Raw genomic sequence first — 15,829 nt, 5'->3', positions numbered from 1 at the left:
AAGGCCTGCAGGACATGGCTTTCGATCGGAAGCCGCATCCCGGCCTTCTCCATCAGCCGCGAGGAGGAGCCCGCGACACAGGAAGCGACCTTGCCCGCGCCGATGAAACCGCGCGAGGTCTCGACACCCTTGCAGGTGCCATTCTCGATCCGGAAGCCGGTGACTTCACAGTTCTGGATGATGTCGACGCCGCGCCGGTCGGCAGCGCGGGCATAGCCCCAGGCCACCGCGTCGTGGCGGACCGTGCCGCCGCGATGCTGGGCCAGCCCGCCCTTGATCGGGAAACGGGCGTTGTTCACGTTCAGAAAGGGGTAACGCTCGACGATCTGGGCTGTGCTCAGCAGTTCGGCGTCCGCGCCGTTCAGGATCATCGCGTTACCGCGCCGGATGAAGGCATCGCGCTGGGCGTCCGAATGGATCAGGTTCAGGATGCCGCGCTGGCTGACCATCGCGTTGTAGTTCAGGTCCTGCTCCAGCCCTTCCCAAAGCTTCAGAGAGAACTCGTAGAAGGGCTCGTTGCCGTCCAGCAGGTAGTTGGAGCGGATGATCGTGGTGTTCCGGCCCACGTTGCCACCGCCGATCCAGCCCTTTTCAAGCACCGCGATGCGAGCCTGCTTGAACTCCTTGGCGAGATAGTAGGCCGTGGCGAGGCCATGCCCGCCGCCGCCGATGATGACGTAGTCATATTGCGCCTTTGGCGTGGCATCGCGCCAGGCCGGACCCCAGCCGCGATGGCCGGTGAGCGCTTCCTTGATGACCTTGAACCCTGAGTAGTGCATAGATTCGGACTCCTTTGGTCCATCTTCCGTCATAGTTAGCTGGGAGTCGCTGCCCCGATCAGACGAAAATGGGCACAAATCGGACATGGGGCATCAAATCTGTCGCCGATGGTTGCATAAGACGCAATCCTTGTTGGGAAAATAATTTTCCCCAAGGTGCATTTTGGGCCAAAAGAGCTTTTGAAATGTGCATCCGGCGCCCTGCGGAGGTGTCACGGGCGTTCCTGACAGGGGAGGGGCGGTATATCGGACATGAAAATGCCGGGAACACGCAGGGCATGGCCCGTTGTGATCCCGGCGCAGGGGCTGCGGTTCGTCGCGACGGGAGCGAAATGCGCCGCGTGCCGCAGGTCGGTCCGGGGCTCGGAGCCCCGGAGGCCATTCGCATCAGTTGCGCAGGTAGACTTCCATGCTGTCGTCCAGCGCGTCTTTCCAGGGCGTGTGGTGCACGGGCGCCATCGTTCCCGTCATCACCGACTTGTAGCGGTTGTTGCGGAAGCCCATGATGTCCTCTGCCTTGTGCTTCTTCCACTCGTAGAAGGCCTGGCAGGCACCGTCGATGTCGAAGCTGGGATAGTCGGTTTCCGCAACCAGTTCCTCGATGTAGTCGGCCTGGTAGCGGATCGCGTATTTCACGTCGTCATCTGCCTCTTCGCGGGTCTCGCGTTCCTTCACGTCTGCCATCATCTCGTCCTTCGAGACCTTGGACAGGTCGATCTTGCCGAGGATCGCGTCACGCACCCACCATGCCTGTGCGTCGAACATGTTGAAGGTGAACCACTGGTCCTGCATCCCCAGATAGAACATCTTGGGGTTGTGGACATAGACCACGCCCTTGTAGAGGTCCGCGCTGGCCAGGCGGTTCGCGGTTTTCAGGCGCAGGTCGTCCGGCAGGAAGTTGAAGTAGTGCTTGTAGCCGGTGCAGAGGATGATCGCGTCCACGTCGCGCGTGGTGCCGTCCGAGAAGTACACGGTGTTGCCGTCCACCTTTTCCATCGCCGGCTTTTCTTCCCAGTTGTCGGGCCATTTGAAGCCCATCGGCGCGCTGCGATAGCAAGAGGTGATCGACTTGGCGCCGTATTTCCAGCACTGCGACCCGATGTCCTCGGCCGAGTAGGAGGAGCCGACGACGAGGATGTCCTTGCCCGAGAATTCGCGCGCGTCGCGGAAGTCATGCGCATGGACCAGTCGGCCGTTGAACGATTCGAAACCCTCGTAGTAGGGCACGTTCGGGGTCGAGAAGTGGCCCGAAGCACAGATCACGTGATCGAAGTCCTCGGAGTAGACGTGGTCCTTGGCGTGGTCATGGACCGTGACCGTGAACATGCCGGTGTCGGCGTTGTAGTTGACCCAGCGCACGGCGGAATTGAAGCGGATCCAGTCACGCACGCCGGCCTTCTTCACGCGGCCTTCGATATAGTCGAAGAGAACGGCGCGCGGCGGATAGGAAGCGATCTGCTTGCCGAAGTGTTCCTCAAAGGAATAGTCTGCGAATTCAAGACCTTCCTTGGGGCCGTTGGACCAGAGATAGCGATACATCGAGCAGTGGACCGGCTCGCCGTTTTCGTCCAGCCCGGTCCGCCACGTGTAGTTCCACAGGCCGCCCCAGTTGTCCTGTTTGTCAAAGCAAACGATCTCGGGGATCTCTTCGCCCTTGTCCGCGGCGGACTGGAAAGCGCGAAGTTGGGCCAGTCCGGACGGGCCCGCTCCGATGATCGCGACGCGTTTCTTGGTCATATCTGTCTCCCATGTCTGACAGGCATCAATTGGTTCTTTTTGGTTGAACCAAATCTGGCCATTGATCAGGGGTCCTGTCAATAATTTTTCACATCAGGCAACAAATTTCCCGTCAGATAAAGAAAATCATGTTTTGAGATAGGCGGTTTGAGTGGTAGCAATTGGTATGCTCAACTCCAGCTTCGCTCACCGTATCGCCGTGACATCCATGTTTCCCTCCGACCGGGTGGGCATGAACGAGCCTGTCAGCATCGGTTTCCTGGCCCCATTGAGCGGTCCCGTCAGTTCCTGGGGCTTGCCGGGGCTCAATGGCGTGCGGCTTTGGGCGGAATGGTTGAACAAGGCCGGCGGCATCCTGATCGGCGGCCGCAGGTACCCGTTGCGAATCGTCCCCTTCGATTGCGGGTACGAGCCTGAACGGGCGATGGAGGGCGCCCGCCACCTGGTGCTGAGCGAGCAGGTCAAGCTGCTGATGATGCTAGGCGGGGATACCTTCACCCCGCTGCGCAACTTCCTGACGGAAAATCGAGTCCTGACATCGACCCTTTTGCCCAGCGACCTGTCACCGGACACGCGCTACCTGATCGCACCGTCAGAGGTGCACCCGGTCTACAACGTGACCGGGGTGGAGTGGCTGGCCAAGAACGAACCGCATCTGCGGCGCATTGCGATGTGCAGCCAGAAGGACGCGCTGGGCCTGCCGTCGACCGCGACCTATCGCGCAGCCTTCGAGGCCGAGGGCCTGCCTGTGGTCAAGGACATCCAGTATGATCCCGAACAGACCGATGTGGCCGAAATCGTCGGGCCGATGCTGGAGGCGGAACCGGACGTCCTGTGCTGGTGCACCAGCTACACGCCAATGGTGCACGCGATGACGGAATACGCCTATGAGAAGGGGTTCAAGGGGCGCATCCTGTCCTGCACTCTGGACAACTACGAACGCATCGTGGCCCGGACCTCCGAGAGTTTCATGGAAGGATCGCTGTTCCAGTTCCCGGATTTCGACGACCCGAAACTGGCGCGCAAGGCGTTCTTCTTCAACAAGCCGAGCGCCTTCTTCAAGGAATACAACAGCCGGTATCCCGGGACCTGGAGCGCGGTGAGTTGGGAATATGTTGCCATCCTGGAAATCTGGCACGCGGCAGTGGAAAAGGTGGCCTCGGTTCACCCGGTCTCTGTCCTGACCACGATGAAACAGATGGAGCCGGTCACTCATGCCTTTGGCCCCGCGCGCTGGTGGGGCGAACATATGTTCGGCATCAACAATGCCCTGATCGGGGACTGGCCGGTGGTACGTCTGCGCGAAGGCCGGGCCCGGATCGCCGAGTTCCTGTCCGTCCCCGACTGGCTGGAACGCCACGAAGAGCTGCTTCGTGACCACATGGGCCGGGTTGGCCAGCTCTGGCAACAGCGGGTCGAGATGGGCGAAATTCAGACCGGACTGACGGCGCGCGAGATCATCGACTGACGGGGCGGGGGCGTCGCGACGGTCAACCCTCGTGCAGGAACAGCTTTTGTTCTTCCACCAGGTGCAGCTTGGTGATCTCGACAGCGGCCTCGACGTCGCGCGTGGCAATTGCATTGAACAGAGAGTTGAACCGCGCCTGGTAGCTTTGAATGCGGCCGGGTGTGAGGTGCTTGCGCATCAGCGCGGTCCGGAAGCTTTGACGGCAAACCTCGATTGTCAGCTCGTAGCAGGCCTCCAGCAGGGGGTTGCGGGTGGCCCGTGCGATCGAGCGATAGAACTCTTCCTCGCAGCGGATGAATTCATTCAGATCGGTGCGCACTGTCTCGATCTGGGCCACGACCTGGGCCAGCCCGTCGAGGTCCTTGGGCGTCATGTTCATCACCGCCATGCGTGTCATCTCAGGTTCGATGATCGACCGGACGATGAGGTGGTCCAGCGGGCTGGTGCGTTCGCCGACGGATCCGGGCATCGGTGCCTCCGCGCGGTGCGATTGGTAGGTGACAAAGCTGCCGCTGCCCTGCCGGCGGCGGATCAGTTCACGGCTTTCCAGGACATCCAATGCCTCGCGCACGGTGTTGCGTGACACGCCCAGTTCCGCGGCAAGGGCGCGTTCGCTGGGCAGGCGCGAGTCGGGCGGGTACTCCCCTGACTGGATGCGTACCAAAAGCTTGTCGACCACGATGCGCACGGTTTCCCCGATGGTGTGATCGGGCGCGACTTCGGCATTTCTGGTGTTCGGCATCTGCTTGTCCGTCAGGGCTGTCCGGCTGTGCTTGTGCAGCATGGTAGGACATGGGTTCAACCCGCCACAAGCTGCGTCGAAAGCAAAAAGGCCCCGGCGTGACGTCCGGGGCCTTTCCTTGGGGGCTTGGCGTCAGCTGCGCGGGACGTTGTCCGCGTGGGTGACGACATCCGGTTCCAGGTCCCAGTAGAGCTTGTCCAGCCCGTCGATCTGGTCGTCGTCGTCGATCCGCAGACCGACGGTGGCCTTGAGGATCACCGACAGGACCAGGGCGGTCACTGCGCCGGTGCCCAGGCAAGTCACGATACCGACCAGCTGCATCACCAGCGAGATCTCACCGTGCTGGAAGGCATAGGCGCCTTCCTCGATACCCAGGTAGCCGCCGCGCGGTGTACCTGCCTTGAAGATGCCCACGCAGATCATGCCAAGCGAGCCGGCGCCGATGAAGAGCGGGAACAGCTTGTGCTCGTCGATACCGCGCTTGAGCGTGAACTCGTACACGATGTAGGAGGCGATCGGCGCGACCAGGCCCACGATGAAGGCTTGCCAGGGCATGTAGACGTCAAAGCCCGAGGCGCCCGCAACGTAGCCTGCAAGCGGACCCAGCAGGGTGTAGGCGTAGTTGCCCGACTTGTAGGCCAGGATCATGCCGGTGATGGCGCCACCCGCCCAGACCAGGGCGTAGTTGTTCAGGGCCACGCCGACGCTGGTTTCCGCCATCGTCACGCTGACCGCCAGGGCTTCGGGATCGAAGAAGAACATGCAGGACAGGATGACCATCGGCAGACCGGCGAAGATCATCAGCAGGCCGGGGGCACAGAGGCCGATGCTGGGGGCCAGGTAGGCCGACACGCGCGGGTGCGGCTCCATCATGCCGGGGCGCTTGCCCAGCATCGGAGTGAAGACCAGCAGCATGCCCGCCGGGAACATGTAGACGAAGCCCACGCCGAAGAAGTCGTGGAAGCCCATGTTGGTCAGCGGACCGACCGACCCCCAGGTTGCCAGGCTCAGCGCCGAGGACACCACCGTGGCGACGACGCAGGTGATGTAATAGGCCGCCGGCTTCATCCGCTCGGAAACCGAGAAATGCAGCAGGATGTTGATGATCCCCGCGAAGACCGCCAGGAAGAAGATGAAGATCTGGAAGGTGTTCAGCCCGGGGAACACAGCCGGGTCGACGTCATGTGCGTGCACGTTGGTCATGGCACCGCCGATCCACCAGTCTTTGATGGAGTCCATCAGCGTGGCGTCGACCATGATGTAGTACTGCGCGGCCCAGAAGCCGAAGCCGATGACGTAGTAGGTGGCGAACCCAAGGAAGAACCCCAGGGTCTTCTCGATGGTCGAGTTGAAAAGGTTCTTGCGGCGGGCGGTGCCCGCGTCGATCAGCAACAGCCCCACGACGACCAGGATCGCCCCCACGGTGCCAGAGGCGTACAGGACGTTCTGGACCAGTGAATTCAGTGTGACTTGTTCGGCGTATATTGCGCTTACGTCGAGTGACATTTCGTCTTCCCTCTTGGACTTTGTCTTGTTCCGGTCTTTCTTGGCCGGCTCACTTGGCTGACACCGAAAAACACGACGGAAGACCAATGCCAGCGAGCTGGGAACCATTTTGAACCACATTCGCGGTCGAATGGACCTGTGGTCATGATGACGGAAAATTGGCACTTTTCAAACAAAACATTCACCCAAGAGAAACAATTTTTCTAACGGAAGGTGGGCGCATCGCCAAAAATCGCCGGTCCATGGAGTGCAGGTTTCAGTTTTTATGTCATAAATTTAGACATTTGCGGGGATTTGCCCAGTTTGTCAGCAGCGCCGGCGCTTGCCGCAAAATTGGTCTATTGGGGGAGGGGGCTGGTTCATTCGGAACGCCGCCAGCCCCTCCTTTCTCCAACATGGTCTAGCGAAGAATGGCCCACTGGTTGCCGAAGATGTACCGGAAATCAGGGATTTGCCGACTTGAACACGTCCGCCGGCCAGGGGCCAAGGGTGGTGCACCATAGGTGCCCGGATCAAGGGCGATCTGCCCGAAACGCGGGCTTTCCCACCTCCATTGGTTGTGCGGCGTGGCTTGCGCGACCGGTTTGTTGGCCGCTTCGCGGCCCTTTGCATCCTCGTCGGCCCGTCAGAGAATCATGGCCATAGGGCCTTGGGGCGGTCTGGGACAGCCGCCCGCGCTGCATAATGGGTGTGACGCAAAAGGCCGTCCGGTAGACCCTTGCAAAATGGCCGGGGATTTCGAAACCGCAGGCAAGCGCCACGTCGAGGATCGACATCTCTGTCTGAACCAACAGGTGCCGCGCCCGTTCCAGCCGCATCTTCATGTAGTACTTTTTCGGTGAGGCGTTCAGGTCCTTCCCGAAGAGCCGTTCGAGTTGACGGGTCGAGATCCCCAAGTCTTGCGCGATGATCATGGGGGCAATCGGACTGTCGAGGTGATCGCGCGTCCGGGTGATGGCGGCGGCAAGATGTGAATTGCGCATGCCGCTGCGCGACTGGAGCGACACTTTCTGCGCGGTGGTCGCCTCACGCACGGCGTTGTAGATCATCTAGTCCGCCACTGCGACGGACAGGTCCTGGCCGTGGTCTTCCGCGATCAGGTGCAGCATCAGGTCCGCCGTCGCGGTCCCGCCAGAGGCCGTGGGGTATTTGCCGTCCGCGACAAAGACGTTGCGCAGCAGGTTCACCTCGGGGAAAACCTCCATGAACCTGTCGTGGTAGTCCCAGTGGATCGCGGCATCGCGCCCGTTCAGGAAGCCGCCCGTGGCCAGCACCCAACTGCCGGAGCAAAGCGCGCCGATCCGTGACCGGGTCAGCCGGTCCTGGCGACGCAGAGAGGTCAGCAGGACCGAGTGGTCCTGGGTCTGCATCCCGGCCAGACAATACGAAGATGCGGTCACTATCGGGCAGGGCGTCGAACCCGTGGCGCACCGCGATCTGCGTTCCGTCCGAACTGCGCGCGTTTTTCCCGTCAAGCGAGGCGTAGGACCAGCGATACAGAGATTGAGCTGAAATCAGGTTCGCGATCCGCAGCGGATCCACCGCGCAGGCAAAGGCGATATGCGTGAAGTCTTCAACCAGGGCGAAGACGATGTGCTGGGCCTGTCTCATTCCCCTTGGTGCTTTCTCGCAATGCCGGCAGGCGGGTGGTGCATGGAGTCGGCAGACGCCCCGTGTGCTCGGACGATGATCCACTGCTTGTCAGGCTGCATAAATCTTCATTGTAGACATAATATATTACTGGGGTGGGCGGACGACGAAAGGTGTCGGCCAGCGCAGGCGCCCGAGCGGAACGGATCGGAGTTGACGGCATGGGCGAGCAGGCGATTAGCAAGAAGGCGCGGTGCGTCGAGGACGTGCGGCGCAGAATTCTGACTCAGGTGTTCGAGCCCGGCAGCTACCTCGACGAGGCAGAGCTTGCGCAGACCCATGACTTTTCGCGTCCGCCGCTGCGCGAGGCGCTGAACCAGCTTCCGGCGGAGAACGCGACCGAGGCACAGGTGATGCAGCTGAAAGACACGCAGGAGCTGTTTCGCAAGGCGATCCGGGAGGGGGACGCCGCCCGGAATGCGCTGATGAACCAGCGCTTTCACGCCATCATCGGCGAGATGGCCGACAACGAGTTCCTGACGCCCAGCCTGCGGCGTCTGCTGATCGACCACACGCGGATTGGCATGTCCTTCTACAACCCGCGCAACTGCTCGATGGCCGAGCAGCGCAGCGTTGCGGCGGGCCAGCACGACCAGTTCATCGCGCTGATCGAACAGGGCGATGTCGAGGGCGCGACCAGCTGGGTCTGCGCCGGATCGAACTTCCTGCCGGGAGAGCATATTGCGCTTTGGCGCGCCTGCCGGGTCGAAGTCGACTTCGACAAGGGCCGCCGGATCATGTCGGCGATGATGCCCCTGATGCGGGTGCTGGAGCAGGGCGGCAAGTTCATCCAGTGCGTGAAGCACGGCTGCGAGAAGATGGGCCAGTACGCCGGCCCGCCGCGACCGCCGCTGCGCCCGCTCAACAAGGACGACAGGCGGCAGATGGAACAGGTGGTGCGCGTCCTCAAACGTACCGAGGCCGAGATCGAGGCCGGACCCCAGGCGGAGGCAGCAGGATGAGCGATCTTTTGACCCGTGAGGAATACAAGGCCATCGCCGCCGGGCTGACCCTGCCGGTGCAGGCTTTCGTCGACGGCAGCTTTCGGCCCGCGCAATCAGGCAAGACCTTGGACAGCGTGAACCCGGCCACCGGGGCGGTTCTGGCGCAGGTCGCCGCCTGCGGGGCCGAGGACGTCGATTTTGCCGTGCAGAAGGCCCGGGACGCCTTCGAGGATGGCCGCTGGTCGCGCCTGCATCCCGGTCAGCGCAAGCAAGTGCTGATCCGGCTGGCCAAGCTGATGAAGCGTAACGCGCGTGAACTGAGGGTGATTGAAAGCCTCGACAGCGGCAAGACTCTACGACTGCGAGACCGTGGACGTGCCCGAGACGATCCATTGCCTGACCTGGCACGCGGAACTGATCGACAAGATCTACGACTAGGTCTCTCCGGCCTCGAACGATCACATCGCGCTGGTTGTCCGCGAACCCGTGGGGGTCGTCGGCCTCGTGCTGCCCTGGAACTTTCCCCTGCTGATGCTGGCCTGGAAGATCGGCCCGGCGCTGGCGGCGGGCGTGCCTGCGGGCGTCTCCAACGTGTTGCCGGACTCTGGCCCGGAGGTGGGCGAACCACTGGGCCGCCACATGGACGTGGATGCGCTCAGCTTTACCGGCTCGACCGAGACGGGGCGGCGCTTCCTGCGCTACGCGGCTGAATCGAACCTCAAGGAAGTCACGCTGGAGAAGGGCGGCAAGAACCCGGCCGTGGTGCTGGAAGATGCCGAGAACCTGGACCGGGTGGCGGCCCATGTGGTCAATGGGGCCTTCTGGAACATGGGCGAGAACTGTTCCGCTTCGTCGCGCCTGATCGTGCAGAAGGGCATCAAGGAGGCCCTGCTGGAACGGGTAAAGGCCCATGCCCGGGAATGGCGGATGGGCGATCCGCTGGGCCCGGTGAGCCGGGTGGGTGCGCTGGTATCCGCCGCGCATTACGACAAGGTCCGGTCCTGCCTGAAGGGGCCCAAGGTGGTGATGGGCGGCAAGGCCGAGAACGGCTTTGTCGAGCCGACCATCCTGGAGGTCGCTCCGGACGCGTCCCAGGTCCGGGAAGAGATCTTTGGCCCGGTGCTGTCGGTGCTGACGGTGGATGGCTTCGACGAGGCGATCGCGCTGGCCAATGACACGGAGTACGGCCTGGCCGCTTCGATCTTTACCGCCAACGTCAAGCGGTCAATCCGCGGCGCGCGGGCGCTGCGGGCGGGCACCGTGACCGTCAACGGTCATCTCGAGAGCTTCGGCTTCGAGAAGGGGCGGCTGATGCAGCTCTTTCTCTACGCTGTGATGACGCCGGAACTGGACGCCGAGGCCCTGAAAGCCCTCGACGGGCAGAGCCGCTGGGGCATCACTCCCTCGGACCCGATGGGCACCACGGTGCGCCGCATCGACAGCGGCCAGGGCGGCAACCGGATCGTCACGCGCACCTGCGCCACTTTGGCGCCGGGGCACCGGATCGGCGCGGGCCAGGTGGCACGGGCCGCGCGGGTCATGCAATGCAAGTTCGACGACCGTTTCCCGCAGCTGCGCGGTATGAAGATGGACTATTCCTGGGCCGGGCACCTCTGCCTGACGCTCAACAGGGTGTCGGTCATGCGCCGGCTGGACGATGGGCTGTTCTCGGGCTGCGTGCAGAACGGGCTGGGCACCGCGCGCGGCACGCTGACCGGGATCGGCGCGGCGGAACTGGCCTGCGGCGTCGACAGCGACAACATCAGGCATTTTGCCGCCGAGGTACAGCCCAGGCGCCTGCCACCGCAGCCCTTCCAGAAGATCGGCGCCAATGCGGTGCTGCGCTACAAGGAATGGCGCGCGCGCAAAGAATGAGCCGCGCGCCTGCCGCTATTGCGGCAGGCTCAGTTTGGCCATGCGGTCTAAGTCCACCGTGTAGACCTGCCCCGCGACAAAGCCGCTTTCCCCGGCCGCCAGGAAGGCCTCCAGCGCGGCAACCTTCCGGTTCCATGACCTCGCCGGGGTTCTCTTGTTCAAAGAGATTTTCCACGATCCCTTCGAGCCGATCGTCGATTTCGAGGAGTGCAAAGAAGACCCGCCGGCAAGGGCGGGGCCAGACGGGGAGTTGTCCGTCAATGCTCCTGGTTCAGGGCATCCGCGGCGGATGATCTGGGTATAGGCGAGCGCGCTCAGCGCCTCGGCGTTCAGCTGCGCGACCGTGGCCAGCACGCTGGCGGGTGTGTTGGCCCCACCCAGCACGAAGGACGAGCAGAGCACCGGCTGGTTGCGGCGGCAGAAGGCGCGCATGGCGCCCAGCGTCGTCTCGTCCCAGACCAGCGGCGAGTTGCCGTTGCCGGTGGTGACCGGGTTCTGCTCCATGAAGTCCTCGCCGAAGAGGATCGCGCACATCTCCATCACGTCCTCGGCGTTCTTCGGGCTGGTGGTCATGCCCATGAAGGTCTTGTCCGAGTGTTTCATCGAGGAATAGGTGATGCGCAGGTGCCGCTGCGAAATCGGGTGGTCGCAGGGTTCGACGATGTGATGGGCCGAGGAATGCTGGCTGGGCTCCATGTGCGCCAGCTTGTGGAACATGGCCAGGTCGTCCAGCGTGGGGATGCGCCGCACGTCGTTCAGGTCGCGCAGGTAGGGCGCGCCGGTCATCGGCACAAAGATCGAATGCGGCCCGCCAAGGCGGAGATTGTCGGCCGGGTTGCGCGCCGAATAGGTGAAGTCGGTGGGGATCGTGGCGATCAGGTCGCGGATCAACCCACGGTCCGGGTAGACCATCTCGCCCTCGACCCTGGCACCCGCCGTCTTCCAGTCGGCCAGCGCGACGGGGTCGCGAAATAGCACGCCGACATTTTCAAGGATGTCCATCGAGGCCGCGTCGATCCGCTCGACCTGGGCCCCGTCCGTCACCTCGCAAAACGGAATGCCCTGGGTCAGCCCCGGCGGCATCCGCAGGTCCCGCGTGCTGCGCAGCGTGCGGGTCAAGGTCTCGGTCATCGCGGGATCTCCTCTGGCTCGAGAAGATCATGCCGCCGCCACACCCCCGCTGGCGTGCCGGATTCCGAAGTGCCGGCAACGACAAAGAACCCCGGCCCGCCAAGGCGGGCCGGAGCGTATCAGACGTCGAGTTCGACGGCGCCGATGGGCTTGGAGCAGCAGGCGAGGATGTAACCGTCGTCGATGTCGTCTTCGGAGATTCCGCCGTTATGGACCATGTGCACTTCGCCGGAGGTCTTCTTGACCTTGCAGGTGCCGCAAACGCCAAAGGTGCAGCCCGAGGGAATGACGATCCCGGCGCCGCGGGCGACGGCCAGAACGGTGTCCGTCTCGGTGCAGTCCGCCGTGACCTCGGAACGGGCGAAGGCGATGCTGGCGCTGGCCTCCTCGTCCGGGATGACGTCATCATGCTCGGGCAGCTGCTCTTCTTCCTTGACCGGGGCGGTAAAGCTCTCCTGGTGGTAGAGGTCCATGTCGTAGCCAAGCGCGATCAGCATTTCGCGCACGGCATTCATGAAAGGCTCGGGCCCGCAGCAATAGACTTCGCGGTCGAGGTAGTCGCCCGCGATCAGGCCGATCATCAGCTGGTTGAGCCGCCCGCGCAGCCCGGTCCACACCCGGTAGGGATCATCCTCCTCGACGATGAAGAACAGCTTGAGCGAGGGCACGCGCGAGGCCATCTGTTCCAGCCGCTGGCGTGCGATGATGTCCTGCGGACGGTGGGCGCAATGCACGAAGGTGACGTCGATGTTGGTGCCACGGTCGTAGAGGTAGGTGGTCATCGACAGCGAGGGCGTGATGCCGGACCCGGCCGAGATGAACAGGTATTTTTTCTGCTCCTTGCGGGGCAGCGAGAAGATCCCGGCGGGGCCGATTGCCTTGATCTTCATCCCCGGTTGCAGGTGGTCCAGCATCCAGCGCGTGCCGACACTGCCCGCCTGCGCCTTGACCGTGACCGCGATGGTCAGCGGCCGCGAGGGCGAAGACGAGATCGTGTAGGTGTTCCAGACCGTGCCGCCCGGAACGGGCAGCTCCAGCGTCAGGAACTGCCCTGGATCATAGCTGAACTGCGCGCCGGAGGGCGATACAAAGCTGAAGGTGGCGGTGTTCGGTGCCTCTGGCACGACCGCGCAGCAGACCAGCGGCTCGGCGTCGGTCCAGATGCCGTCATCCGCCGAAGCGGTGAGGTCCATGTCCAGTCCCATGTCCTTACTCCGCCGCGATCGGGGTGACGCCGCCGGTGATCGCACGGATCATCGTGTTGGCATACCAGTCGACGAACTGGATGTTGCCGCCTTCGTGGGTCGGCGAATAGGGGCCGGGCTGGTAGGCGGGCGAGAGAATGCCGCGCTGGTTGTTCTCGACAACTTCGCGGTCCTCGTCGTTGGTCGCGATCCAGACCTCGGTCAGGCGCTTGAGGTCATAGTCCTGTCCTTCGACCGCATCCTTGTGGACCAGCCACTTGGTGCAGACCTCGGTTTCCGTTGCGCTGATCGGCGTGACACGGAACAGCAGGACGTGATCCGACAGGAAGTGGTTCCAGGTCGCGGGATACTTGAATTTCAACAGCGAGCCGGCGTTCCGGAAGGGCAGGTTGGAATTGGGTTTCGTCACCGCGACCTTGCCGTCCATCGTATAGCTTTCGCCGGCGTCCAGCAGCGGCGTGCGCACGAAACGCCAGTCGCCCAGTCCCGACATCTTGAAGGCCGAGGGGGCACCCGCGGCCTCGCAGCGCGCGCTGTGCTCCTGCTGCAGTCCGGTCAGTTCGCCGCTTTCGTCGTTGCCGATGGCGCGGGGATCCTCGGGGAAGGTGCGGCAGAGCGAGGGATGGTTGCCAGAGCAGTGATAGCACTCGCGGTTGTTTTCCCAGACCAGCTTCCAGTTGCCCAGCTCGACGATGGTGCTTTCATAGGCGACCTTGGAATTTTCCAGGTCGTGCGGCGCCAGGTAACGCGCGGTCTCGGCGGCCAGCTCGTCGATCGCGGGGGCGTCATCGGCCAGGCAGATGTAGACCATGCCCGACAGGTTGCGGCAGTGCACCTGCTTGAGCCCATGTTTCGAGGCGTCGAATTCGGGACCCATGTCGCGCGCCCACAGCAGGCGGCCATCCAGTTCGTAAGTCCACTGGTGATAGGGGCAGACCAGCTTGGGGCCGGTGCCCTTCTTTGTCTTGCACAGGACAGACCCGCGATGACGGCATGAGTTGTGGAAGGCGCGGATTTGGCCGTCGTTGCCGCGCACGATGACGACGGAGTAGGCGCCGATCTCGTGCACGATGTAGTTGCCGGGCTTGGGGATCTCGCAGGAGGGGATCGCAAAGAGCCATTCACGGTACCAGATGCGGTCCATGTCGGCCTGGAACACGCCCGGATCGCAATACAGCTCCTGTGCGAGGGAATAATCTGGCTTTCGGCGCATCAACGTCGAAAGAACATCGGATTCGCGCAGCATTCGGCACCTTTTCTGCTGTGTGCCCGCCCTGCGGCGGGAGTTTGGTCGCGTTGCAATGTCTATAAGGTCGGCGAGTCGGCGGACCGCCCCCGTGCCTCTTGCGCCGCAATCGCACGAGGCGGTTTCCGCCACGTCGAGAATTGCGACTCTGCATATCGAATTTGCGACCGGTGGCGTTCAGCCTCTTGGATTCAGCAGGATGCCGACGGCGGGCAGGTCTTCTTGCGGGCTGGCCTGGGCCTTGCGGTATTCGCCCGGGGCAAAGCCGCGTTCGGCCTTCAGCACGCGCGCCAGGTGGGTGCCGTCGCAGAACCCGGTGGCCAGCCCGATTTCGGCCACGGGATCATTCGTACCGCGCAGTTTCTGCAGGGCGCGGTCCAGCCGGATATCCAGGTAGAGCTTCGAGGGCGGCTGTCCCAGATCGGCCAGCACGCGCCGTTCCAGTGTCCGCCTGCCAACCCCCAGTTGCCGGGCGAGCGCGGAAATCGACAGCGGCACCTCGATGTTCTGCTGCATGCGCAGGATCGCGCGTTTCACCAGGTCGTCCCTTGGCGTGCGGGCGGTTTGCTGGCCCGGCTGTGCCTCGTCCCCGCGCAGGGCCTCGTCGATCATCATGATGTTCAGGCTCTTGATGGCGGCGGACTGGCCGACGTGGCGTGAAACCAGGAAAGCCGCAAGGTGGGCGGAGCCATGCCCGCCGGAACAGGTCAACCGGTCCCGGTCGACGACAAAGATCTGGTCCGAGACCGGCTGGACAGAGTCGAAACGGTTGACGAAATCCTGATGGTGGAACCAGCTGACGCAACAGCGATAGCCGTCCAGCAACCCGGCCTCGTGCAGCAGGAAAACCCCGGTGCAGAGGCCCACGACGGGCGTTCCGGCCTCGGCGCGCGCCGTCAGAAAGGCGCTTTCCGCCCGGCTCAGCGCGGGCTTGTCGCCCATCACGCCGCCGACCACGACGATGTAATCGAACTTGCCCGCCCGGCGCAGCGAGGTGTCCGGCGTGACGCGCACGCCGCAGCTGGACCGGACCGGGGTCATGGTGTCCGACAGCACCGCCCAGTCGCAGAGGATGGGCCGCGACTTGTCCGCCTCGTCCGCGGCCAGCCGCAGGACGTCCACGAAATTGGCGAAGGCGGACAGGGTAAAGCTGTCCGCCAGCAGAAAGGCGACGCTCAGCCGCTTGCGCGGGGCAGGGGCGGGTGGCGTTGAACCGGTGCGTTTGGTCATGGCGCAAACCTGCGGGTTGGATGGCGCAATCATACCTGCGAGTCGCGCCGGACGCCAGTAGGGCTGCGCGGCAGTATTCCCCAGAGGTGCCGACCATGACCCATTTCAGTGCCTTCAGCCTGCTGAAGAACGCCTTGACCGGCCACAAGGCCTGGACCGAGCAATGGCCCGACAGCCAGCCCAAGAAAGAGTACGACGTGATCATCGTCGGCGCGGGCGGTCATGGCCTGGGTGCCGCCTATTATCTTGCCACGCAGCACGGCATCACCAATATCGCGGTGATCGACAAGGGCTGGCTGGGCGGCGGCAACACCGG

The 15,829-nt window shown here is 63.3% G+C and carries 14 protein-coding genes and 1 pseudogene; 5 read left to right on the top strand and 10 right to left on the bottom strand.

Annotated features, from left to right (window positions below; genetic code table 11):
• Both PVW46_RS19460 and PVW46_RS19455 read right to left on the bottom strand, forming a co-directional pair.
• Window positions 1-779, bottom strand: a 779-nt coding sequence (locus PVW46_RS19460) for an FAD-dependent oxidoreductase (protein WP_274577221.1), incomplete at its 3' end; no start/stop codon positions are given.
• Between the two features lie 387 nt (window positions 780-1,166).
• Window positions 1,167-2,516 carry a trimethylamine monooxygenase gene (locus PVW46_RS19455; protein WP_043146948.1) on the bottom strand — a complete coding sequence of 450 codons (1,350 nt, stop codon included), beginning with the start codon at window positions 2,514-2,516 and terminating at the stop codon, window positions 1,167-1,169.
• Between the two features lie 166 nt (window positions 2,517-2,682).
• Between PVW46_RS19455 and PVW46_RS19450 the strand changes: the two genes are divergently transcribed.
• Complete coding sequence (locus tag PVW46_RS19450; RefSeq protein WP_043146946.1) at window positions 2,683-3,984, top strand: ABC transporter substrate-binding protein; 1,302 nt, start codon at window positions 2,683-2,685, stop codon at window positions 3,982-3,984.
• Between the two features lie 22 nt (window positions 3,985-4,006).
• On the opposite strand, the gene PVW46_RS19445 is transcribed toward PVW46_RS19450, so the two are convergent.
• The 4 genes from PVW46_RS19445 to PVW46_RS28685 all read right to left on the bottom strand — a co-directional run bounded on the left by PVW46_RS19445 (window position 4,007) and on the right by PVW46_RS28685 (window position 7,602).
• Window positions 4,007-4,726, bottom strand: a complete 720-nt coding sequence (locus PVW46_RS19445) for a FadR/GntR family transcriptional regulator (protein WP_043146979.1) — start codon at window positions 4,724-4,726, stop codon at window positions 4,007-4,009.
• Between the two features lie 132 nt (window positions 4,727-4,858).
• A complete protein-coding gene (locus PVW46_RS19440; protein ID WP_043146944.1) occupies window positions 4,859-6,232 on the bottom strand; it encodes an ammonium transporter family protein in 1,374 nt (457 codons plus the stop codon).
• 512 nt (window positions 6,233-6,744) lie between these two features.
• Window positions 6,745-7,281: a helix-turn-helix domain-containing protein gene (locus PVW46_RS28690; protein WP_069208935.1), complete on the bottom strand. Its 537-nt coding sequence runs from the start codon at window positions 7,279-7,281 to the stop codon at window positions 6,745-6,747.
• Complete coding sequence (locus PVW46_RS28685; RefSeq protein WP_069086744.1) at window positions 7,282-7,602, bottom strand: DJ-1/PfpI family protein; 321 nt, start codon at window positions 7,600-7,602, stop codon at window positions 7,282-7,284.
• 393 nt (window positions 7,603-7,995) lie between these two features.
• Between PVW46_RS28685 and PVW46_RS19430 the strand changes: the two genes are divergently transcribed.
• The 3 genes and pseudogenes from PVW46_RS19430 to PVW46_RS19420 all read left to right on the top strand — a co-directional run bounded on the left by PVW46_RS19430 (window position 7,996) and on the right by PVW46_RS19420 (window position 10,701).
• Window positions 7,996-8,844, top strand: coding sequence for a dihydrodipicolinate synthase family protein (locus PVW46_RS19430; protein WP_274577218.1), 849 nt, complete (start codon window positions 7,996-7,998; stop codon window positions 8,842-8,844).
• Window positions 8,841-9,125 (top strand): annotated as a pseudogene (locus tag PVW46_RS19425) (aldehyde dehydrogenase family protein); the annotation flags it as partial. The gene PVW46_RS19430 and the pseudogene PVW46_RS19425, both read left to right, overlap by 4 nt.
• A gap of 187 nt (window positions 9,126-9,312) precedes the next feature.
• Window positions 9,313-10,701, top strand: coding sequence for an aldehyde dehydrogenase family protein (locus PVW46_RS19420; RefSeq protein WP_274577216.1), 1,389 nt, complete (start codon window positions 9,313-9,315; stop codon window positions 10,699-10,701).
• 15 nt (window positions 10,702-10,716) lie between these two features.
• Here PVW46_RS19420 and PVW46_RS19415 read toward each other — a convergent pair whose 3' ends face one another.
• The 4 genes from PVW46_RS19415 to PVW46_RS19400 form a co-directional block, all read right to left on the bottom strand.
• On the bottom strand, window positions 10,717-11,832 hold the full coding sequence (locus PVW46_RS19415) for a trimethylamine methyltransferase family protein (RefSeq protein WP_443137054.1): 1,116 nt from the start codon (window positions 11,830-11,832) through the stop codon (window positions 10,717-10,719).
• 119 nt (window positions 11,833-11,951) lie between these two features.
• Window positions 11,952-13,037, bottom strand: a complete 1,086-nt coding sequence (locus tag PVW46_RS19410) for an FAD-binding oxidoreductase (protein WP_043138464.1) — start codon at window positions 13,035-13,037, stop codon at window positions 11,952-11,954.
• A 4-nt stretch (window positions 13,038-13,041) separates the two neighbouring features.
• The gene (locus tag PVW46_RS19405) at window positions 13,042-14,283 is read right to left on the bottom strand and encodes an aromatic ring-hydroxylating oxygenase subunit alpha (protein ID WP_069208936.1); all 1,242 of its coding nucleotides are present in this window, start codon (window positions 14,281-14,283) and stop codon (window positions 13,042-13,044) included.
• Window positions 14,284-14,460: 177 nt separating this feature from the next.
• Window positions 14,461-15,513, bottom strand: coding sequence for a GlxA family transcriptional regulator (locus tag PVW46_RS19400; RefSeq protein ID WP_069208937.1), 1,053 nt, complete (start codon window positions 15,511-15,513; stop codon window positions 14,461-14,463).
• A gap of 95 nt (window positions 15,514-15,608) precedes the next feature.
• Between PVW46_RS19400 and PVW46_RS19395 the strand changes: the two genes are divergently transcribed.
• The coding region (locus PVW46_RS19395) for an FAD-dependent oxidoreductase (RefSeq protein WP_274577213.1) at window positions 15,609-15,829 on the top strand (221 nt) is incomplete at its 3' end.

The sequence above is a fragment of the Mameliella sp. AT18 genome, assembly GCF_028807275.1.
Classification (GTDB): domain Bacteria; phylum Pseudomonadota; class Alphaproteobacteria; order Rhodobacterales; family Rhodobacteraceae; genus Antarctobacter; species Antarctobacter albus.
Note: the sequence above shows the minus strand (reverse complement) of the source record. Positions and strands in the feature narration are given on the sequence as shown.